Source organism: Pseudomonas sp. R2-37-08W, from assembly GCF_003851705.1.
Lineage (GTDB): Bacteria > Pseudomonadota > Gammaproteobacteria > Pseudomonadales > Pseudomonadaceae > Aquipseudomonas.
The window spans coordinates 156,008-177,058 of record NZ_CP027728.1; the positions used below are offsets into that span (position 1 = coordinate 156,008).

General features: G+C 62.9%; 18 protein-coding genes. 11 read left to right on the forward strand and 7 right to left on the reverse strand.

Annotated elements, in window-relative coordinates:
• The first annotated feature begins 23 nt into the window (after nt 1-23).
• The 7 genes from C4J93_RS00660 to C4J93_RS00690 all read left to right on the forward strand — a co-directional run bounded on the left by C4J93_RS00660 (nt 24) and on the right by C4J93_RS00690 (nt 9,980).
• Nucleotides 24-2,180: a type I secretion system permease/ATPase gene (locus tag C4J93_RS00660; protein ID WP_124365323.1), complete on the forward strand. Its 2,157-nt coding sequence runs from the start codon at nt 24-26 to the stop codon at nt 2,178-2,180.
• Nucleotides 2,170-3,534 carry an HlyD family type I secretion periplasmic adaptor subunit gene (locus C4J93_RS00665; protein WP_124428318.1) on the forward strand — a complete coding sequence of 455 codons (1,365 nt, stop codon included), beginning with the start codon at nt 2,170-2,172 and terminating at the stop codon, nt 3,532-3,534. Before C4J93_RS00660 ends, C4J93_RS00665 begins: the two co-directional genes overlap by 11 nt.
• A 214-nt stretch (nt 3,535-3,748) precedes the next feature.
• Nucleotides 3,749-4,615, forward strand: coding sequence for a TauD/TfdA family dioxygenase (locus tag C4J93_RS00670; protein ID WP_124428319.1), 867 nt, complete (start codon nt 3,749-3,751; stop codon nt 4,613-4,615).
• Between the two features lie 60 nt (nt 4,616-4,675).
• Complete coding sequence (locus C4J93_RS00675; RefSeq protein ID WP_124369119.1) at nt 4,676-5,596, forward strand: LysR family transcriptional regulator; 921 nt, start codon at nt 4,676-4,678, stop codon at nt 5,594-5,596.
• A 335-nt stretch (nt 5,597-5,931) separates the two neighbouring features.
• Nucleotides 5,932-7,467, forward strand: coding sequence for an MFS transporter (locus C4J93_RS00680; protein ID WP_124408746.1), 1,536 nt, complete (start codon nt 5,932-5,934; stop codon nt 7,465-7,467).
• Between the two features lie 15 nt (nt 7,468-7,482).
• The gene (locus tag C4J93_RS00685) at nt 7,483-8,541 is read left to right on the forward strand and encodes an HlyD family secretion protein (RefSeq protein ID WP_124365327.1); all 1,059 of its coding nucleotides are present in this window, start codon (nt 7,483-7,485) and stop codon (nt 8,539-8,541) included.
• Nucleotides 8,538-9,980 carry an efflux transporter outer membrane subunit gene (locus tag C4J93_RS00690; RefSeq protein WP_124428320.1) on the forward strand — a complete coding sequence of 481 codons (1,443 nt, stop codon included), beginning with the start codon at nt 8,538-8,540 and terminating at the stop codon, nt 9,978-9,980. Before C4J93_RS00685 ends, C4J93_RS00690 begins: the two co-directional genes overlap by 4 nt.
• A gap of 119 nt (nt 9,981-10,099) precedes the next feature.
• Here the strand turns inward: C4J93_RS00690 and C4J93_RS00695 are convergent, their stop codons facing one another.
• The 5 genes from C4J93_RS00695 to C4J93_RS00715 form a co-directional block, all read right to left on the reverse strand.
• Nucleotides 10,100-10,771: a protein phosphatase 2C family protein gene (locus C4J93_RS00695; RefSeq protein WP_124428321.1), complete on the reverse strand. Its 672-nt coding sequence runs from the start codon at nt 10,769-10,771 to the stop codon at nt 10,100-10,102.
• Nucleotides 10,768-11,454, reverse strand: a complete 687-nt coding sequence (locus C4J93_RS00700) for a hypothetical protein (RefSeq protein WP_124372363.1) — start codon at nt 11,452-11,454, stop codon at nt 10,768-10,770. Before C4J93_RS00700 ends, C4J93_RS00695 begins: the two co-directional genes overlap by 4 nt.
• A 14-nt stretch (nt 11,455-11,468) precedes the next feature.
• Entirely contained in the window at nt 11,469-12,158 is a 690-nt protein-coding gene (locus C4J93_RS00705) for a hypothetical protein (protein WP_124405743.1), read from the reverse strand.
• A 70-nt stretch (nt 12,159-12,228) separates the two neighbouring features.
• Nucleotides 12,229-12,933, reverse strand: coding sequence for a DUF3142 domain-containing protein (locus C4J93_RS00710; protein WP_124428322.1), 705 nt, complete (start codon nt 12,931-12,933; stop codon nt 12,229-12,231).
• Nucleotides 12,930-15,092, reverse strand: coding sequence for an outer membrane assembly lipoprotein YfiO (locus tag C4J93_RS00715; protein WP_124428323.1), 2,163 nt, complete (start codon nt 15,090-15,092; stop codon nt 12,930-12,932). The genes C4J93_RS00710 and C4J93_RS00715 overlap by 4 nt, the downstream gene beginning before the upstream one ends.
• A gap of 159 nt (nt 15,093-15,251) precedes the next feature.
• Between C4J93_RS00715 and C4J93_RS00720 the strand changes: the two genes are divergently transcribed.
• Genes C4J93_RS00720 through C4J93_RS00735 form a run of 4 tightly spaced genes read left to right on the forward strand, consistent with a single transcriptional unit; the run spans nt 15,252 to nt 19,961 of the window.
• A complete protein-coding gene (locus tag C4J93_RS00720) occupies nt 15,252-16,022 on the forward strand; it encodes an efflux RND transporter periplasmic adaptor subunit (RefSeq protein ID WP_124408752.1) in 771 nt (256 codons plus the stop codon).
• Nucleotides 16,019-17,338 carry an efflux RND transporter periplasmic adaptor subunit gene (locus C4J93_RS00725; RefSeq protein WP_124360695.1) on the forward strand — a complete coding sequence of 440 codons (1,320 nt, stop codon included), beginning with the start codon at nt 16,019-16,021 and terminating at the stop codon, nt 17,336-17,338. Before C4J93_RS00720 ends, C4J93_RS00725 begins: the two co-directional genes overlap by 4 nt.
• Nucleotides 17,338-19,434, forward strand: a complete 2,097-nt coding sequence (locus C4J93_RS00730; RefSeq protein ID WP_124428324.1) for an HlyD family efflux transporter periplasmic adaptor subunit — start codon at nt 17,338-17,340, stop codon at nt 19,432-19,434. Before C4J93_RS00725 ends, C4J93_RS00730 begins: the two co-directional genes overlap by 1 nt.
• A gap of 11 nt (nt 19,435-19,445) precedes the next feature.
• Entirely contained in the window at nt 19,446-19,961 is a 516-nt protein-coding gene (locus tag C4J93_RS00735) for a GNAT family N-acetyltransferase (RefSeq protein ID WP_124428325.1), read from the forward strand.
• Here C4J93_RS00735 and C4J93_RS00740 read toward each other — a convergent pair.
• Together C4J93_RS00740 and C4J93_RS00745 are read right to left on the reverse strand one after the other, a co-directional pair.
• Nucleotides 19,937-20,245 (reverse strand): hypothetical protein, encoded by a 309-nt coding sequence (locus C4J93_RS00740; RefSeq protein WP_124428326.1) that lies wholly within the window; start codon nt 20,243-20,245, stop codon nt 19,937-19,939. The two genes, C4J93_RS00735 and C4J93_RS00740, sit on opposite strands and share 25 nt — an antisense overlap.
• Before the next feature lie 49 nt (nt 20,246-20,294).
• A complete protein-coding gene (locus C4J93_RS00745) occupies nt 20,295-20,885 on the reverse strand; it encodes a phage tail protein (protein WP_124360699.1) in 591 nt (196 codons plus the stop codon).
• Nucleotides 20,886-21,051: the final 166 nt, after the last annotated feature.

The window sequence follows — 21,051 nt, forward strand, 5'->3', positions numbered from 1 at the left end:
TCTGTTAGTCGAGAGTGCACCGCGTGGAATCCGAAGTCAGTCGAGTTCATCTCAGTCATGATCCACGCACGCTGCACGACGACCCGTTACTCGACGGGTTGTTGGCACTCTGCGCGCTGCATCAGAAACCGGCCAGCGCGGCCATGCTCACCACCGGCCTGCCGCTGCCTTCGCAGCGCCTGAGTGCCGAGTTGTTGTCGCGTGCCGCCGCGCGTGCCGGGCTGCAGGGCCGGCTGTTGCAACGCAAGCTCGAACAGATCCCGGCCATCGCGTTGCCGGCGCTGTTGTTGCTCAAGGACGGGCGCAGTACTGTGCTGGTCGGCTGGCAGGGCGACGATGAAGCGCGGGTGCTGCTCAGCGAAAGCGACGGCGGGGAAGTGCTGATCAAGCGCGAACTGCTGGCCGCTGACTACATCGGCAAAGTCTTCTTCGCCCAGCCGCAGCACAAATTCGACGTCAACCATGGCACCCTGATCCCGCGTGCGCGGTCCTGGTTTCGTGACACCCTTAAGCGCTCGCGCTGGTTGTATACCGACGCCATCGCCGCCAGCTTCCTGATCAACATCATCGCCATGGCCGCGCCGCTGTTCGTGATGAACGTGTACGACCGCGTGGTGCCGAACCAGGCCACCGCCACCCTGTGGGTGCTGGCCGTGGGCATCTGTGGCGCGTACCTGTTCGACCTGGTGCTCAAAAGCCTGCGCAGTCTGTGCCTGGACCTGGCCGGTAAAAAAACCGACCTGATCATCTCCGCCACCTTGTTCGAGCGCATCGTCGGCATGTCGATGAAGTACCGCCCGGCGCGGGTCGGCAGCTTTGCGCAGAACATCCATGAGTTTCAGAGCCTGCGCGACTTCCTCGCCTCGCTGACCCTTACCAGTCTGATCGACCTGCCGTTCACGCTGCTGATCTTCCTGGTGATCGCCCTGCTCGGCGGCCATCTGGTGTGGATTCCGGTGCTGGCGTTCCCGATTGCCCTGGGTATCGGCTACGCCCTGCAGAAGCCGTTGGTCGCGACCATGGAACGCACCATGGCCCTGGCCGCCGAGCGCCAGTCGAGCCTGATCGAGACCCTCGCCGGGCTGGACGCGGTCAAGGTCAACAACGCCGAGAGCGAACGCCAGTACGGCTGGGAACAGACCATCGGCACCTTGAGCCGGCTCGAACTGCGGGTGAAGTTGCTGTCGGGCCTGTCGATGAACATGACCCTGCTGATCCAGCAACTGGCCGGCGTGATCATGATCGTGTTCGGCGTGTACCAGATCATCGACGGCAACCTGAGCATGGGCGGCCTGATTGCCTGCTACATGCTCAGTGGCCGCGCGTTGAGCCCGCTGGCTTCGCTGTCGGGCCTGCTCACGCGCTACCAGCAAGCCAAGGTCACCATGACCTCGGTGGACCAGATGATGGAACTGCCCCAGGAGCGCAACTTCGAAGAGCGCCCCATGAGCCGCCGCACCCTGCAAGGCGCCATCGAGTGCCGGGGCCTCAACTTCACCTATCCGAACCAACAGAACGCTGCGCTGAAAAACATCAACCTGGTGATCAAGCCAGGGGAAAAAATCGGCATCATCGGCCGCAGCGGCTCGGGCAAAAGCTCCCTGGCCAAATTGATCGTCGGCCTTTACCAGCCCGACTCCGGCGCGTTGCTGGTGGATGGCGTGGACGTGCGCCAGATCGATGTCAGCGAACTGCGCCACAACATCGGCTACGTCGCCCAGGATATCCAACTGCTGGCCGGCACCCTGCGTGACAACCTGGTCAGCGGCGCACGCTACGTCGAAGACGAAATGGTCCTGCAGGCGGCGGAATTGGCCGGCGTGCACGAATTCGCGCGCCTGCACCCGCAAGGCTACGAACTGCAAGTCGGCGAGCGTGGGCAGAACCTGTCCGGCGGCCAGCGCCAGAACGTCGCCCTGGCCCGTGCGCTGCTGCTCAACCCGCCCATCCTGCTGCTGGACGAACCCACCAGTGCCATGGACAACACCGGTGAAGAACGCTTGAAACAACGCCTGCACGCCGTGGTGCAAAACAAGACCGTGGTGCTGGTAACGCACCGTGCCTCGCTGCTCTCCCTGGTAGACCGCCTGCTGGTGGTCGACCGTGGGCAGATTCTTGCGGACGGCCCGAAAGCCGTGGTCATGGAAGCGTTGAAGAAGGGGCAGATCAGTGTTGCTTAACTCCATTAAAAACGCGGTCGGCCGCTACTTCAAAGGTTCCGACTCGCTGCACGGCCAGCCGCTGCCCGAGGTCAACAAAGCGTTGATCGAAGATGCGCCGCGAGTCATCCGCCTGACCATCTGGGCCATCATTGCCTTCTTTCTGTTTCTGGTGGTGTGGGCGGGTTTCTCCGAAATCGACGAAGTGACCCGTGGCGACGGCAAGGCGATTCCGTCGTCCAAATTGCAGAAAATCCAGAACCTGGAAGGCGGCATCGTCGCCGAGCTGTACGTCAAGGAAGGCCAGATCGTCGAGGCCGGTGCGCCGCTGATTCGCCTGGATGACACGCGGTTCGTGTCCAACGCCGGGGAAACCGAAGCCCTGCGCCTGGCCATGCAATTGCGCGTCGAACGCCTGAGTGCGCAGGTGGATGATCGGCCACTGAACATTCCCGAAGAGGTGCTCAAGGCCGCGCCCAGCCAAGCCGCCAACGAACGCTCGCTGTATGAAAGCCGTCGCCAGCAGTTGAAAGACGAAGTTGGCGGCTTGCAGGAACAACTGGTGCAGCGCCAGCAGGAATTGCGCGAGTTCACCTCCAAGCAAGGCCAGTACCGCAGCCAGCTGTCCCTGCAACGCCAGGAAATCAACATGTCCGAGCCGCTGGTGGCCCAGGGCGCGGTGTCGCCGGTGGAAGTGCTGCGCCTCAAGCGCGCCGAAATGGAAACCCGGGGCCAGCTGGACGCCACCACCCTGGCGATCCCCCGTGCCGAATCGGCGATCAAGGAAGTGCAGCGCAAGATCGACGAAACCCGTGGCAAATTCCGCAGCGAAGCCCTGACCCAACTCAACGAGGCCCGCACCGAACTGAACAAGGCCGAATCCACTGGTCGCGCCCTGGAAGACCGTGTCAGCCGTACCCTGGTCACCTCGCCGGTGCGCGGCATCGTCAAGCAGCTGCTGGTCAACACCGTCGGCGGCGTGATCCAGCCGGGCAGTGACATGGTGGAAATCGTGCCGCTGAACGACACCCTGCTGGTGGAAGCCAAGATCCGCCCGCAAGACATTGCGTTCCTGCACCCTGGTCAAGAAGCGGTGGTCAAATTCACCGCTTACGACTACACCATCTACGGTGGCCTGAAGGCCAAGCTCGAACGCATCGGCGCTGACACCATCACCGATGAAGACAAGAAAACCACCTACTACATGATCACCCTGCGCACCGACCGCAGCCACCTGGGCACCGATGAGAAGCCGCTGCTGATCATTCCCGGCATGGTCGCCTCGGTGGACATCATCACCGGCAAGAAAAGCATCCTCAGCTACCTGCTCAAGCCGATCATCAAGGCGCGGGCCGAGGCGTTGCACGAGCGGTAATCTCTATCGCCCTTGCGGGCCTCATCGGGGGCAAGTCGAATCGTCGCACCGCCCCTCCCACATTTGAATGCGTTCACAAATCAAGTGTGGGAGGGGGCTTGCCCCCGATGAGGCCATCAGCATCACCCAAAGCATATGGATATGCCCTAACAATATTTAAACTTCCATTCTTAGACCTATAAATTCACTCCCCTGTCTGCCGGAAGTGAATCCAATGTCCACTATCAACCAAACCTTCGACATCCGCCCCTTCCCCGGCAGTGTCGGCGCCGAAGTCATCGGCCTGGATCTATCCCAACCCGTCAACGACCAGGACTTTGCCCGCATCCATCGCGCACACCTGGACCACCACGTCATCGTGTTCCGCGACCAACGCATCACCCCCGAACAACAGATCGCCTTCAGCCGCCGCTTCGGTGTGCTGCAGATCCATGTGCTCAAACAGTTCCTGCTGGCCAACCACCCGGAGATCCTGATCGTCTCCAACATTATCGAAAACGGCCAGTCCATCGGCTTGGGCGATGCGGGCAAGTTCTGGCACTCGGACCTGTCGTACAAGGAGCTGCCCAGCCTGGGCTCGATGCTGCATGCCCAGGAACTACCGTCCGAAGGCGGCGACACGCTGTTTGCCGACATGCACAAAGCCTGGGAGCAACTGCCCGAGCACCTGCGCAACGCCGTTGAAGGGCGCCGCGCCGCGCATTCCTACACCGCGCGTTACAGCGAAAGCAAATTCGAGGGCAACTGGCGTCCCACCCTGACCCCTGAACAGCTCGCCCAAGTGGCCGAAGTGGAGCACCCCATTGTGCGCACTCACCCTGAAAACGGCCGCAAGGCACTGTTCGTCAGTGAAGGCTTCACCACCCGCATCGTCGGCCTGCCAGAGGACGAAAGCCGCAGCCTGCTGGCCCAGCTCTACGCCCACAGCGTGCTGCCGGCAAACATCTACCGCCACCAGTGGCAGCCCCATGACCTGGTGTTTTGGGACAACCGCTCGCTGATCCACCTGGCGGCCGGTTGCCCGGGCCACCTGCGCCGCAAGTTGTTCCGCACCACCATCCAGGGCGACGCGCCGTTCTGAACCGCTAAAGCCTGCTAGGATTGCGTCCAGTTCACTCCCGACCGAACACGAGTGCTTGGCATGCAACTACCCGACATGAACCTGCTGGTCGCCCTCGACGCCTTGCTCGATGAAGGTAGCGTGGTGGGCGCCGCGCGACGGATGAACCTGAGCCCGGCGGCCATGAGCCGTACCCTCACGCGTATCCGCGAGGCAGTGGGTGATCCGATCCTGGTGCGTGCCGGCCGCGGCCTGGTGCCGACGCCCAAGGCGCTTGAGCTGCAAGGCCAGGTGCGCAACGTGGTGGAGCAGGCGGCGTTGTTGTTTCGCTCGGCGGACCAGGTCGATTTGAGCACTTTGCGCCGCCGCTTCAGCGTGCGCGCCAATGACTTTTTCATCGGTGTGTATGGCGGTCGGCTGTTCGACACCCTGCAACGCGCGGCGCCGTTCTGCGAACTGCGCTTCGTGCCCGAAGGCGACACCGACGATGAAGCGCTGCGCGAAGGGCGGTTGGACCTGCGGGTGAGCAATACCATGCCGGCCGGGCCTGAAGTGAAGGTGCAGAACCTGTTCTCGACCACGTTCGTCGGCCTGGCCCGGGAAGATCACCCGCTGTTCGACGAAGAGATCACCGCCGCTCGGTTTGCCAGCTATTCCCACATCAGCATCTCGCGACGCGGCATCGCCCGTGGGCCTATCGATACCGCCTTGAATGCCCAGGGCCTGGAGCGCCACGTCGCAATGATCGCTCCCGGCTTTCACGGCGCGATGTTCATGTTGCCCGACTCCGACCTGCTGCTGCCGGTACCCAAGGAAGCCCTCCTGAGCGCCCGGCGCCTGAAGCTGCCGCTGCGTTCGTTCGCCTTGCCGATTTCGCTGCCGACCCTGGTATTGGCGCAATCCTGGCACCCGCGTTTCGACAAAGACCCGGCGCACAAATGGCTGCGCGAGACCATGCGCGAGAGCTGCCACGCCACCTGGCTGGAAGCCCAGCCGGGCTGAAATCAAATGTGGGAGGGGGCAAGCCCTAATGCCAGTCAGTTAAGGCGACACCGAACCTGTGGCGAGGGAGCTTGCTCCCGCTGGACTGCGCAGCAGTCCCATTGTTTGGGGCCGCTTCGCGCCCCAGCGGGAGCAAGCTCCCTCGCCACAAGTTAGTTCTCGCTCCTGCTACTTCTTAACTGACCGGCATTAGGGCAAGCCCCCTCCCACATTAAAAGCCCTGCATTACCCGGTGGATTGCGCCTGGCGCACTTATAACCTGCCAACAAGTCACTTTTTGTCATGCATTTGCCTGATTAAACTACTCGGGTATTCCCATTCCGAGTTACCTGTCCATGACTTCCCTCGCTGCCCCCGCCTTCGAGGCCGCAGCCAAACCCACTGCGCCCAGCCCTCCGGTGTTCGGCCCGCGCATCATCATCGGCCTGGTCGGCGTGTTGCTGGCGGTGTTGGTGTCTGGCCTCAATGAGATGGTGACCAAGGTCGCCCTCGCCGATATCCGTGGTGCGCTGTACATCGGCTTTGACGAAGGCACCTGGCTGGTCGCGGCGTACACCGCCACTTCCGTCGCAGCCATGGCATTCGCGCCATGGTGCGCGGTGACGCTCTCCCTGCGCCGTTTCACCCTGGGTGCCATTGGCGTGTTTACGCTGCTCGGCATCCTGTGCCCGTTTGCACCGAACTACGAAAGCCTGTTGCTGCTGCGCACCGTGCAAGGCCTGGCCGGTGGCGCGTTGCCGCCGATGCTGATGACCGTGGCGCTGCGTTTCCTGCCGGCCAACGTCAAATTGTACGGGTTGGCCGGCTATGCACTGACCGCCACTTTCGGCCCGAGCCTGGGCACGCCATTGGCGGCGCTGTGGACCGAATACGTCGGCTGGCAATGGGCGTTCTGGCAGATCGTCGGGCCGTGCCTGTTGGCGATGGCCGCCGTGGCCTACGGCTTGCCGCAGGATCCGCTGCGCCTGGAACGCTTCAAACAGTTCAACTGGCGTGGTCTGCTGTTGGGCTTCCCGGCGATCTGCATGCTGGTGATCGGCCTGTTGCAAGGCAATCGCCTGGACTGGTTCGAGTCGGGCCTGATCACCTTTTTGCTCAGTGGCGGCGCGCTGCTGCTGGTGCTGTTCATGCTCAACGAATGGTCGCAGCCGCTGCCATTCTTCAAGCTGCAGATGCTCGGCCTGCGCAACCTGTCGTTCGCCTTGATCGTACTGGCCGGGGTGTTGATGGTGCTGACCTCGGTGATCATCATCCCGTCGAGTTTTCTCGCTCAGGTCCAGGGCTACCGGCCACTGCAAACCGCGCCGGTGATGTTGCTGATGGCGCTGCCGCAGTTGATCGCGCTGCCACTGGTGGCGGCGCTGTGCAATCTGCGCTGGGTCGATTGCCGCTGGGTGCTGGGCATTGGCCTGAGCATGCTGGTGGTGTGCTGCATCGGCAGTTCGCACCTGACCTCGGCGTGGATTCGCGATGATTTTTATGGCTGGTACCTGCTGCAGATTTTCGCTCAGCCGATGGCGGTTCTGCCGTTGCTGATGCTGTCCACCGGCAGTATTCAACCCATCGAAGGGCCATTCGCCTCGGCGTGGTTCAATACCGTCAAGGGTCTGTCCGCCGTGATCGCCACGGCGGTGCTGGATACGCTGACCACCCAGCGCGGGCATTTCCACTCGACCATGCTGGTGGACCGCCTGGGCAACTCTCCCCTGGCCGACGGCGACGCGCCGGGCCTGGCGCACCGCCTGCACGAGCAGACCGTGGTGCTCACCTCTTCGGATCTGTATGTCGTCATGGCCGGTGTCGCGGTGGCGTTGATCCTGCTGATTTTCTGGATGCCCACGCGGATTTTCCCGCCTCGTGCACCGACCTGACCCCAAGGATTTCTCATGAAACGCAAAGACAAAATTGCCGTCTCCGTCATCGCCGTATTTGCCGTGGGCGTGCTGGTGTACCTGGTTGCGCCGGGCATCCTGGGCAGCCAGCGCCAGACCACCAACGATGCCTTCGTCGCCGCCGATTTCACCCTGGTTGCACCCCGCGTTGCCGGGTTCATCAAGGACGTGCTGGTGGAAGACAACCAGCGCGTCAAAGCCGGCCAGCTGTTGGCGCTGATCGACGACCGTGACTTTCGCGCCGCCGCCCAGGCTGCCGACGCCGACACCCTGGTCGCCCAGGCCCAACTGAAAAACGCCACCGCGACCCTTGAACGCCAAAGCTCGGTGATCGCCCAGGCCCAAGCCACCGTGGCCGCGGATCGCGCCGAAGTGGCGTTTGCCGAACACGAACTGAACCGCTACAACCACCTCGCCGGCGTCGGCGCGGGCACCGTGCAGAACGCCCAGCAAGCCAAGACCCGCATCGACCAGGCCACCGCGCGCCTGGCCAAATCCACGGCGGTGCTGGCAGCCGAACGCAAGCAAGTGGAAATTCTCACCGCCCAGCGTGACGCTGCCGAAGGCGGTCTCAAGCGTGCACAGGCCGCGCTGGAAATGGCCAGTTATCAGCTGTCCTACACCCGCATCGTCGCGCCGGTGGACGGCATGGTCGGTGAGCGTGCGGTACGGGTGGGCGCCTATGTCACGCCGGGCAGCAAAATCCTTGCCGTGGTGCCGCTGGCCCAAGCCTATGTCGTGGCCAATTTCCAGGAGACGCAACTGTCGCACATGCAGGCCGGCCAAGCCGTGCAGGTGCGGGTCGACAGCCTCGATGGCGAGTTGCTCAACGGCCATCTGGAAAGCCTGGCGCCTGCCACGGGGGTGACCTTTGCCTCGGTCAAGCCGGACAACGCCACCGGTAACTTCACCAAGGTGGTGCAGCGTATTCCGGTGAAGATTGTGCTTGAGCCGAACCAGCCGCTGACCGAGCGCTTGCGCGTCGGTATGTCAGTGGAAGCCAGCGTCGACACTCACGCCGCCGCGCAACAACATGAGGTGGCCCAGCAATGAGACACCTTGCCTGGCTCACCCTGAGCCTGATCAGTTTAAGCGCTTGCACGGTCGGCCCGGACTTCCAGCGGCCGCAAGGTCCGTCTGTGGCCCAATGGAGTGAGCCCCAGGGGCGTCAGGCGGCCAGTCGCGCCACCAGCGACCCGTTGCAGGAGCGCTGGTGGGACGTGTTCCACGACGAACAATTGTCGGCCCTTACGCGCCGAGCCCTCAGTGATAACCTCGACCTGAAACTGGCCAGCAGCCGCCTGCAACAAAGCCGCGCTGTGCGCCAGGTGACCACCGCCGAGCGTTATCCCAACGTCGACGTGGGCGGCGCTTACCAGCGTAAGCGCAACAGTGGCAAAGGCTTGAGCGACCCCTCCGGCGAGAACGGCCGCTCGGCGTTCAACCAATGGGACATGAGCTTTTCCGCCGCTTGGGAAGTGGACTTCTGGGGCCGGGTCAAGCGTGAGACCGAAGCCGCCGACGCCACCCTGGAAGTCGCGGAGAACGACCGCCGCGCCGTGTTGCTGTCGGTGCTGGCCGAGACCGCCCAGGACTACATTCAACTGCGCGGCGTACAAAACACCCGCGCCGTCACCGAGCAGAACCTCGACGTCGCCCGCCACAGCCTCAAGCTTTCGCAACTGCGCCTGGCCGATGGCGTGGCGACCGACCTGGACGTGGCCGAAGCCGCCGCCCAAGTCGCCGCCATCGAAGCGCGCCTGCCGGATTTGCAGCAACGCCAGGACCAGTTGATCAACGCCCTGAGCCTGCTGATGGGCGAGCCTCCGCAAGCCCTGCATGCGCAGCTATCCAAGGACGCCGCCGTGCCGCAGACCCAGCGCCAGGTCGCTATCGGCCTGTCCTCGGAGCTGGCCGAGCGCCGCCCGGACATCCGCCAGGCCGAAGCCCGCCTGCACGCCGCCACCGCCAGCATCGGCGTGGCCAAGGGCGATTTCTACCCGCGCATCACCTTGTCCGGCAGCCTCGGCTCCCAGGCCATGCAGCTCGCGGATCTCGGTTCCTGGGGCTCGCGCGCCTTTGCCTTCGGCCCGCAGTTCAGCCTGCCGCTGTTCAACGGCGGGCGCCTGCAAGGCATGGTGAATCTGCGCGAAGCCCAGCAACAGGAAGCGGCGCTGGCCTACCAGCAAACCGTGCTGCGCGCCTGGCATGAAATCGACGACCAGTTGACCCGCTACAACGCCAGCCAACTGCGCCGCGACAGCCTCGCCGAAGCCGTGCGCCAGAACCAGATCGCCCTGACCACCGCGCAACACCAGTACGTCGAAGGCGTGGCGGATTTCGTCAACGTGCTCACCGTGCAAAGCGCGCTGCTGGCGACTCAGGAACAGTGGGTGGAAAGTTCTACGAGTGTGTCGCTGGCGATGGTGGGCTTGTATAAAGCGTTGGGTGACGGCTGGGAGTCGGTGTATCCGTTGCACGCTGTTCACTGATGACTGTGGGAAGTCGGGTATAACACCTACGTCTCGCAGCGCACCAGTAATTTGGATTGCTACTACGACGAAGGGCGAAAGGCTGTGTCGAGCGTGACCTGCGACTGGTAATTACGTATTTACGTGCGCATTAACATGAACGTGACGTCGTCTTCGGGTATGCACCCGTCAAGGGTGCGTTCCATGATGGCCTTGAATTGGTCCTCGGCTGAGAGTTCGGCCCAGAATCCATCTGTCGCCATGATCCATAGGGTGTCTTGGGCAATCTGCACGGATTGAATGTGAGGCTCGTGGGCCCGCCGGTGGCTCATGCAGTTGAGCAGTGTTTTACGAGCTGGGGAGTTGGCGATGAATGAATGGCTCAGGTCGCCTTTCCAGTTTGGACCGCAGTGAGGTGAACTCACCCAGTTAAGGCATTGAGATTTCTCCAGATGACCCAGGCAGCAATCACCTGCGTGAATGGAGATAGCTGTGTGACCGACTACCAGCAGTACAAGGTAGCTGGTGGACGCCAATGGAAAGTCTGGACAAATGTTTGAATGCACTTCGTCGAGGGAAGTAAGCACTAGCGTCAGGGCGTGTTCAGGACAAGACACCACAACGGGTTGCGCATGGCGAAAACACTCAAGCAGGTGGTGACTCAAAGCGCTTGCCAATTCGCCACTCTTTGGTTTTGAAGTGCCGTCGGCAATCACGTAGAGGTATGCGCCAGCATTGTGTGCCGAGCCGCTGACATCGCGGTTCTCTATCCTATCGGTTCCTTGTCGACTCAAGCTCAATTGCAGAATCAAGCGGTTGCTCCGAATCCAATCAACGCGGTCAGTCGTTCGTGAATCAACGCCGCACGAGCTGGATCCTGGGCGGTGCTTTGGATCACGTCCTCAAATGCGGGTAACGCAAGCAGTGCCGTAAATTGTTCGCTCACGAAATGCCGCAGTTCGTGAGGCGCTAGTTTCACTTCTTCGATGAGTTCTTCCCTGCCATCCAGCAGGGCGATGATGTCCTCAATGTCGTTGGACATCAGTACATCACCATGACCGCGCCCCTGATAAGCCTGCAATTTGGCTGCGAGGAACCAAGGTGCGGCGAACACTCTGATCCGCGTTCCGTTGGGCAGGGTGTAGCCAATCGCGCGTTCTAACCCGCCCACGAACCAAGTATTGGCGAAGCCTAGGACGCTCTCCTGCGTCGGCATGAAGTCGACTTTCAACTGGCCCAGTCGTAAACGGCAGGTTACCGAGTCTTGGCCAGTATTTTTGAAACCTCGAGGTTTGAGTTTTTCTTCCAGCCGATACCAATCAGCGGTGCCTGTCAGATGAATGACCAGGTCCACATCATCGGTACCGCGAATCGACTCCAATGTGTATTCATCAGTGATAAGCAAGACAGTGGTGCATCCACCGACAAAGGCAACTTGCTCGCATAACTCTTCGCCCAAGGCCTCGGCAACCTCCTCCAGCATTTGCAGCATCATTGTTCGGTTGGACGTCACAGTATCCACTCCCGCAGCATGGCGTCGGCGACTTTGGTCTCACGCGGTCCGCCGATGCGGATGGCATCAACGAGGGCCAGGAAATGGTAGAGAAGCTCGTCTTTCTTCACGGCGCCGGGAACGGTTTTGTACAACGGTGTAATTGCCTGCCCTTTGCTTTTTCCGTAGGCATCTGGCCAGACGGGAATAAGGTCGCCCCCGCTCATCACTTTGCCTGCCAATACCGGTGCGGCAAAGGCCGTTGGAATGCCTCGGACGATAGCGCCAGGCTTAACCGGAAAAATATAGCGAATGCTGTGCGTAACTAAATCGAGCAGCGCTGTGCTTCTTACCAGCGGGATTCCATCGATGTGCCTTGTATAAATCAAGCCGATTTCCCTGCAACGATTCAGGGATGAAGACACTTCAGTTTTGCTCAGGCCCAACGCTGAGGACAGAGCTCTCACAGAGTAGTTTTGTGAAGCGTGCTCTTCAGAATCCTCGTCTGCGTCATCCCACCCGCGCCAGTCATCCATTGTTGAAAGTTGTACGGTTTCGAAGTTTTCAATATAGGTCGGAAGACTTTGAAAACCGAGGGACGCGGTCTCTTTTTCAACAGAGAACACCCGTTTTTTTACGCGCTCCCCTTTGGCCTGTAGTTCGAGGCTGATCAGTTTGAACAGCACTACAATGTCTTGACTTTTCATATGGCCTCAAAAGTTATTGTCCTCTGTCCGCGGACAGAGGACACTTTCTTGCATAAAGCCAGCCTCCCTGTCAACGATTCTGCAAAAACACCACATACCCCCGAAACCACTCACTCCCCTGTAAATACTCCGGCGCTTGCCATTCTCCGCCCTGAATCAGGCCGACCTTGAACGGCACGCCCAGCCGGTTCATCCGGGGCAAATACGCGGCGTAGTCGGGGATGCTGTGCCGCCCTTGATAGGTCTGCACCACCACTTCATCCACCACGCCCTTGAGCTGGGCGATGGCGGCGGGGTCGGCGTTGCTGCTCCAGTCCATCAGGCCGGTGATGCTCAAGCGCAGGTCGGTCGGCAGGCGTTGGCGCAGGTCGCGCAGAAAGGTTGCGTATTCGTGCAGGTATTGAGTGCGGGCGTCAAAGTCGATCTGGATGCCGACCACCGGGTTGCCCGCCTCGCGCCAGCGTTGCACCTGGCCGAGCAGTTGGGTGTAGACCGATTCAGGCCACCGCAGGGTGTGAGCGCGGTAGACCACCCAGATGTCGCCCTGGGTGATACGCGGCACGCTCATGCCCTGGGCGATCAGTTGCGCACCGCGTTGCGGCGCGCGGCGGGTGGAGTTGATCTGGCCCTGCAGGATGTAGAGGGTCTTGGCCTGCTTGAGCACCGGCTGGGGCGCGACGCCGCTCCACAGCCAGAAAGCGTCGTAGTCACGGGCGTCAACAGCACCGAAGGCCGGGCTTGCCAGCAACAGCAGGCCCAGCCACAGGGTTTTCACCAGTAGTACTGCAGCGATTTGCCCCACTGGGTGTCGGCGAAACCGCTCTTGAGCTGGCGGAACCAGCCTTTGCGCACGGCCGGCGCCACGTCTTCGCCGCCGCAGCTGTTGTAGCCGGCCGGCGCGTAGCAATTGATCGCGCGAAACAGTGCGTAGGCCCGGTCGGTTTTGGGCGCCTTGGCATTGGCGATCACCTGCTGGTAGCCGTCCAGGCGCGCGAAGGTTTCACCTTTGAACTCCGAGGCGGTGCTGCCAAGGCTGCCGGTGGCGCGGGCTTGCTCCAGCGGCATGCCGTCCAGGCCATTGCGCAGGATAAATTCCCCCAGGCAGTTGAGGGCTTGCGGGTTTTTTGCGTCGCTTTGCAAGGTCACGGCGGTTTGCGCGACGCTCGGGCAGGCATAGCCGGATTCGGCCTTGTCACCGTTCCACTGGAACAGTTTCAGGCTTTGCCCGCCGCTGTAGGTGTAACCCAGGCTGGTGCCGAGTTTGTCGTCAGACAGCGAGGCCTGCTTGAGGTCGTCGGCGAAGGTCGCGAACTGGCGGTGCAGCAGGTCTTTGTAGAGCAGCACGAATTGGGCGGTCTGGCGTTCAGTCGGGTCGTTGGCCTTGGCGATCTGCTGGCGCAACAGGTCGGGACCGGCCACGTTGCGCAGCAGGATGTAGCGCACCTGCCTGGCACTGATCGGCGAGTCGGCGGCGAACACCTTGGTCAGTTGGCCGCTGCGCTCGTAATTCATCGCCAGCGCCAGCTCCAATTGGTCGCGTTGCAGCGGTTGCTTGGCCAGCGGCAGCAGTTGCAGCCACAGCGCTTCGGCGCCTTTCCAGTCTTGCTTGGCTTCCAGGGCCAGGGCGCGCAGGGTCTGCTGGCTGAAGCCGAAGTAATCCAGGGTTGGCGGCAGGTCCGTCGGCAGGTGCTTCAGGGCCGTGTCGGGTTGATGCTCGACATACAGGGCATACGCCGCTTGCAGGTAGTCGAACAAGGCCGGCTCGTTGGCGAAGGTGCTCTTTTGCTTGTCGAGGGCTTCGCGACTCAACAGGGGCGGGGTATGGGCACGCATGGCCATCAGGTCGCTGACCAGTTGCAGCATCGGGCTGTTGACCGCCTGGTTGCTGGCCATCAGCAATTTGAGGTCGGCTTCTTCCACCAACGCGTCCACGCTCACATTGCGCTGGGCGTCGCTGGCCTCGGTGAATTGCCAGGTGAAATCTGCGGCGAGCCTGGTCTCGTCATTCGCCAGCCAGTGCACCCGGCGCAGCAGGCCACGGGCGGACGCGACGTAAGCGCCCTGCGGGTAGGTTTTCAGGTAGCCGAGAAAGCCTTCTTCGGCGTCGCTCAACGCGGCCTTGTCCACATGCTCGCGCTGGGGCACACCGTATTCGTCGAAGGCTTCGGCCTGGGCTTGGTTCAGCGAGGTGCGCGCGGCCATGTACAGCGCAGTTTCCTTCAGCCAGGGCACCTCGCTGGTCGCGGCGGCGGCGAAACCGCGTTCGGCGTTACCGAAGCGGCCGCTGTAGAAGTCAGCGGCGGCCTGCAGATAAGTGCGAAACAGTTGGGCGCTGGCCGAGGGGGTCAGTTGCGCATCCACCACCTGGCCGTCCCAGTCACAGGTGGTCAGCAGCTGCAGACGTGCTTTCACCAGCAGGTCGCGCTCGGCGGGCGGCATATCGGCCTTGATCACCTGGCTGATAAACGCGGTGGCGCTGTCATCAGCGTTGCTGCGGCAGCGGCTGCCTTCGCCATCGAGAAATGCTTCGCCTGCGGTCTTGTACTCCTCACGCTTGATACCCAGCGGCGCGAGCAGGGTGTCGAGCTCGGCGGTGCGCGAATCGTCCGCTTGGTTATCGGGTTCGTCCTCTGCGGCCGGAACCGGCACCAGGCGATACACCGGAAACGGCACCGGGCCGAAACCCTGGGCCAGGTCCTCTTCGCTCAGGGCATTCGGCGCCAGGGGTGCGGCCTTTTTGGCGGCCAGCAACAGGCGCAGGTTTACCCGGCTATCGTTGCCTGGGCTGAGAAAGGGTTGGTTGCTGCAGGGTTCGAGACTGTCACGCGACACCCGCCAGTCGGGGTAGCACGAGTCGTCGGAACTGGCCTGGGCCGTCAGGGGAATGCCGGCCAGCAGAGCCAGTGCCAGAGGTGACAATAAACCGATGCGCATGACGTGTCCTTGATCCTGGGTCCTTGGAGGACGGCAATCATAGCGTGATCCGACGCCAGCTTCGGTGAACGCTCACACAAATCACGGATTTGTCCGATTGAGGGTAGTGGCGTTTTAACCTTGCTGACATAGACTGCGTTCTTCATCAGGGAGGATCGTATGAAGCTATTGCGGCTATGGCTGTTGAGTGTTGCCTGCGTGATCGGCGTGGCGCCTGTCGCCATGGCGGACGACCCCTTGCTGGATCACCCGCCGGCGGCTGCCGCCGGCACTGATGAGGCGCGCGGCGTGTTACGGGCCCGCGACCAGGCGATGCTGGCCAGCGAGTTGTCGGGGCGCATCGTCGAACTGCCGTTCAGTGAGGGCGAGTCGTTCAAGAAGGGCGACACCCTGGCGCGTTTCGATTGCTCGGCCTACCAGGCGCAACTGAATGCCGCCCAGGCTGCCAGCCGTGGCGCCGGTGAAGAGCTGGCCCACAACAAACAGCTGGCGGCGCTCAATTCAGTCGGGCGCTTTGAAGTGGCCCGCGCCGAAGCCAAACTCAGCGAAACCCAGGCCCAGTCCCAGGTCTACCAGGTGCAGGTCAAGCGTTGCAGCGTGCTGGCGCCGTATGACGGCCAGGTGGTGCAGCGCAAGGTGCAACGCTATGAAAGCGTGTCGGCAGGGGCGCCGCTGCTGGAAATCGTCGACAACCGCAGCCTGGAAATCCACCTGCTGGTGCCGTCACGCTGGATGGACAAGCTCAAGCCCGGCCAGACCTTCACCTTTACCCCCGATGAAACCGGCCAGGCGTTCAGCGCCACGGTCAAACGACTCGGCGCGCGCATTGACGAGGGCAGCCAGACGCTGCTGCTGGTCGCCACTTTACCCAACGCCGCCGGGTTGATGGCAGGCATGAGTGGCACCGCACACTTTGCGCAATTGCAATGAACGCCCCGATGCCGGGCAGCAGCGAGCGGGTGTTTGCGCAGTTTCTGGACCTGGAACGCCAGACCCGCGCCGCGCGCACCACCGAGCAACTGGCCTACAGCCTGGTCAATGACAGCCAGCCGCTGTTTGGCTATCGGCATGCCGCACTGTTGATCGCCGGCAAGGTGCAGGCGGTGACAGCCGTGAGTAACGTCGACCCGAATGCGCCGTTCGTGGCCTTTGTCGAGCAGGCGGTGGCGCAGTTGCACAAGCAGGCGCTGGCCCAGACCGCACGCGTCGTGCCGGCGGAGCAGTTGAGCGAGGCGGTGCGGGCGGATTGGCAAAGCCTGTCTGCCGGCCAGGTGTTCTGGTTGCCGTTGATCGACCCCCAGGGCCGAGTGTTCGGTGGCCTGTGGCTGGCGCGAGATACCCCGTGGAATCCGGCCGAGCAAGTGTTGCTGGCGCAATTGGGCGACACCTGCAGCCATGCCTGGCATGCACTGCAGCCGCAGCGGCCGTGGCGGTTGCGCCTGACCCGCAAGCGCCGGCTGATGGTGGTGGTCGCCTTGCTGCTGTTGCTGCTGATTCCGGTGCGCCAATCCGTGCTGGCGCCCGCCGAAGTGGTGCCGCTGGCCGGGCAGGTGGTGGCGGCGCCGCTGGATGGGGTGATTGCACAGTTTTTGGTCAAGCCCAACCAGGCGGTAAAAACCGGTGATCTGTTGCTGCGTTTCGAAAGCACCACTCTCACGGCCCAGGCCGACGTGTCGGCGCGTGCCCTGGGCGTGGCCGAGGCCGAGTTGAAGGCCAGCGCGCAGCGGGCTTTTGCCGATGCCGAATCGAATTCGCGTATCGACCTGCTGGCGGCCCGGGTCGAGCAAAAACGCGCCGAACGCGATTACGCCCGCGAACTGCTCAAGCGCAGCGAAGTGCGCGCCGAGCGCGACGGTATCGCCGTCTTCGCCGACGCCGAGCGCTGGACCGGCAAACCCGTACAAACCGGCGAGCGCCTGTTGCAGATTGCCGACCCCGACCAGGCCGAGTTGCGCATTGAGCTGGCGGTAGGCGATGCGATCGCCCTGGAACCGAACGCCCAGGTAGCGCTGTTCCTCGACAGCGACCCTTTGCATCGCCACCTGGCGACCTTGCAACGGGCAGCCTATGAAGCGCAGCCCACACCGGGTGGCCAACTGGCCTATCGCCTGGATGCGCAATTCGACGAAGCACCGCCGCGTATCGGCCTGCGCGGCACGGCCAAGCTGTTTGGCGAGCGCGCGCCGCTGGCGCTGTACCTGTTGCGGCGGCCGCTGGCAGGCCTGCGCCAGAGCGTGGGCCTCTGATGGACTTGCCCAAACTGCGTGAAGACCTGCAACTGTCCAGCGCCGGCGCGGCCCTGGACGGCTCGCCGCGCTGGACCCTGGCCGACCCGGTGCGCGGGCGCTATTTCAAACTGGGCGCCACCGCCATTCGCTTGCTGCGCCACTGGTCCCTGGGTGACCCGGAAAAAGTCCTGCTGGCCGCCAACCGCGAGCCGGGCCTGGCGTTGGGCGGCAGTGAAGTGGATGAACTGCTGGGTTTTCTGCGCGCCCACGACCTGATCGCCGCCCTCGACCCGCAGCAGCGCGCCAGTTACCTCTACAAATCTGCCGCGCGCAAACAAAGCCTGTGGCAGGTGCTGCTGCATCAATATCTGTTTTTCCGGATTCCGCTGTGGCGACCGGATGCGTTTCTCAACCGTGCCTGGCCGCTGCTGGCGCGCTTTGGCCCTGGGTTGTTGCGCTACGGCTTGCCGATCATTTTGGTGCTTGGGGTGTTTCTGGTCGCGCGCGACTGGCAGCGCTTTGTGGCGACGTTTCCGCATCTGTTCAGCCTGGGCGGCGCCCTGGCGTTTGGCGTGGCGCTGTTCTTTGCCAAGCTGTGCCATGAATTCGGCCATGCCTTTATGGCCAAGCGCGCCGGGTGCAGGGTGCAGAGCATGGGCGTGGCGTTCATGGTGTTGCTGCCGATGTTCTACACCGACGTAAGCGATGCCTGGCGGGTCAATGATCGTCGCGCGCGCTTGATGATCGGGGCGGGTGGGGTCATGGCCGAGTTGTTGCTGGCGTGCATCGCCCTGCTGGCCTGGTCGCTGCTGCCGGACGGCCCGGCGCGCACGGCAGCGTTCATGCTGGCAAGCGCCACCTGGCTGACCACCCTGGCGATCAACCTCAACCCGTTCATGCGCTTCGATGGTTACTTTTTGATCAGCGATTGGTGGGAGGTGGATAACCTGCAAGGTCGCGCCTTTGCGCTGTGTCGCTGGCGCTTGCGCGAGCTGCTGTTCGGTTATGGCGAACCGGCACCGGAGCCGTGGTCGCCGAATATGCAACGCCGGCTATTGTGGTGGGGCTACCTGGCGTGGCTGTGGCGCGCGGCGCTGTTTTTAGGGATCGCCGTGGCGGTGTATCACCTGTTTTTCAAGCTGCTGGGGATCGTCCTGATGGGCGTGGAACTGGTGTGGTTTATCGGCCTGCCGATCTTCAAGGAGTGGCGCCAATGGTGGAGCCGACGCAGCCAGGCCCATGCGCCGCGAGTCATGCTCAGCAGCCTGGGCCTGGTGCTGTTGGTGCTCGCGCTGGTGGTGCCCTGGCGCAGCGCGGTGGAGCTGCCGACCATGCTCGAAGCCGGGCGCGCCAGTGCGCTGCATGCGCCGGTGGCGGCGCGGGTCAAGCACTTGCGGGTGGTGGACGGGCAAGTGGTGACCCAGGGCCAGGTGCTGATGGAGCTGGAATCACCGGACCTGGACGCCCGGCAAAGCATCGTGCGCCGCGAAGTGGAGATTTTGCAGTTGCAGATGCGCCGCCAGGCCGGGCGCAGTGAAACGGCAGTGGACGCCGGCATCAATGATCAGCGCCTGTCCCAGGCCCTCGCCGAATACCGTGGCCTGGCCGCCCAGCGCGAACGCCTGCTGCTGCGCGCGCCTCACGCCGGCACGGTGCGCGATGTGCTGCCGCAATTGAGCGTGGGGCGCTGGCTGTCGCCCAAGGACTCGCTGGCGCGGGTGGTGGAAGAGGGCGCCCGCCTGCGCGGTTACATCGCCGAGGCCGAGCTGTGGCGGGTGGCGCCGGGGGCAACCGGACGGTTTATCGCCGATGACCCGATGCACGCGGCCATCCCGGTGGAATTGACCGATATCGACGCCAACGGTGTGGCCTACCTGGACCAGGAGGCGCTGACCTCAGACCATCACGGGCCGATTGCCGTGCGCCGCGATGAAAACCAGCGCCCGGAGCCGGTGCAGGCGCAATACGGCGCACGCTTGAAAAGTCTGCAAGCGATTGCAACGCCCCGTCAGCCGTTGCGCGGCGTGGTGATACTGCAGGGGCGCAGTGAGTCGGTGCTGGGCGTGGCCTGGCGACGGGCGGCGGCGTTGGGTGTACGGGAAAGCGGGTTCTAGGAGTGAACGCAATGTCGAACAAGCAAGATGCCCTGGCGCAGGGCCTGGTGATGCGTCCCTCACGCAGTACCGACGGGCCGTTTTTGCAGCGCCTTTACCGCTCGGCACGTGCGGATCTGCAGTGGATTGATGGCGAGCAGGCGCTGGTCGAGGAGGTGATCGCCCAGCAATTCCAGGTCCAGGAAAAGGGCCTGGACGAGCATTTTCCCGGTGCGCTGCACTATGTCATCGAAAAACTGGACACGCCCATCGGCGCCTTGAGTGCCGACTTCGGGGCCCATGAAATCCGGGTGTTGTACCTGGCATTCATCCCCACCGCGCGTGGCCAGGGTTTTGGCCGCGCGGTATTGCAGGGGGTGCAGCAGGCGGCCACGCAGGTGATGTGCCCGGTGAGCACGGTGGTGTGGGCGAGCAACCCCCATGCGTGCCGGCATTACCTGGCGCTGGGGTTTCGGGTGGAAGAACAGACGCCCGCCGCGCAGCGGTTGGTGTGGTACCCGTCTCAGTTGAACACGATGCAGAAATAACCCCGCTCGCTGTCGCGGCCCATGGCAGGTTCGCGGGACACAAACACCTGTTCGAGGCAGGCGTCCGCCAGCGGTAAACGGCATAAGCCGTCGACGAAATCCGTGGGTACAAGGCTTTCGAACAGCACCCTGAAGGCCCCGCGCGGGCTGCCGGGCAAGGTGGCTTTGGGGGTCTCGCTGAGGCTTTGGACTTGGATCGGCAGCGCCGAACCGTCGGGCAGGTAAAGCACGGCGGTGCCATCAAGCAACGGTCGAAAATGTTCAGGGGTGACCAGGTTCAACATGTGAGGCTCCATTTCAGAGATGCCGGGGCCTGCGAGCCCCGGCCAGGGGTTAATCGCGCGACGGAAAAAGCCCGTTCAAGGCAATGCTGAAATTGATCGCAAGGTAAGGGTTCATGGTGGCCAAGGCCTGGCCCTGACCGGCGACACTGATCGTGCCTCCGGCCACGGCGGTGCTCACGCCCTGCAGAGGGACCGGCGTGGCGCCCTGCTGGTCTGAATAGATTGCGGCGCTGCCCGGCCCACCGCCGGAAGCGCCGATAAACGCGTTGGTAGCGCTGGGTACTGTCAGCGGGTTGCTGGAGGTGTTCGCCAGTTGCACCGAGGTGGTGGCGGTGAGTGGTGTCATGGCGTGGGTGTGGGCAGGCAGGTTGAGCAGGGTGGCGGTGACGGATTCCGTGCCGGAGATTTCGCCAATGACGCGCGCCGACAAACCCGCGCCGCTGCCTTGACCAATGGGCATTCGACCTTGCAGGTTAGGCAGCATGAAGCTGACGCTGCCATTTCCGCCGTAAACGACACCGAGCAGGGCGTACAGCGCCTGGTACTGGTTGACGGCAAGGGTTTGCCCGGCGCACAGGGCCCAGTCTCTGGGGGCGAAATCAAACGCAAAGGGTTGGATGGTGCCGATGAAAACTTCCATGGATCGTTCATCCTTGTGATGGCTAGACAGGGGGGAGGACGCCAATCGGTCCGGCGCCATCGCAGAGCGTAGTCGCCGTTGTTGCTTGCTGCCTGGCGGTTGCGAAACAGCGAGCGAAACCGGGGCTTTTGTCCTAGAGTGGCGCGTGTTTGCGCATGTGTGGGGT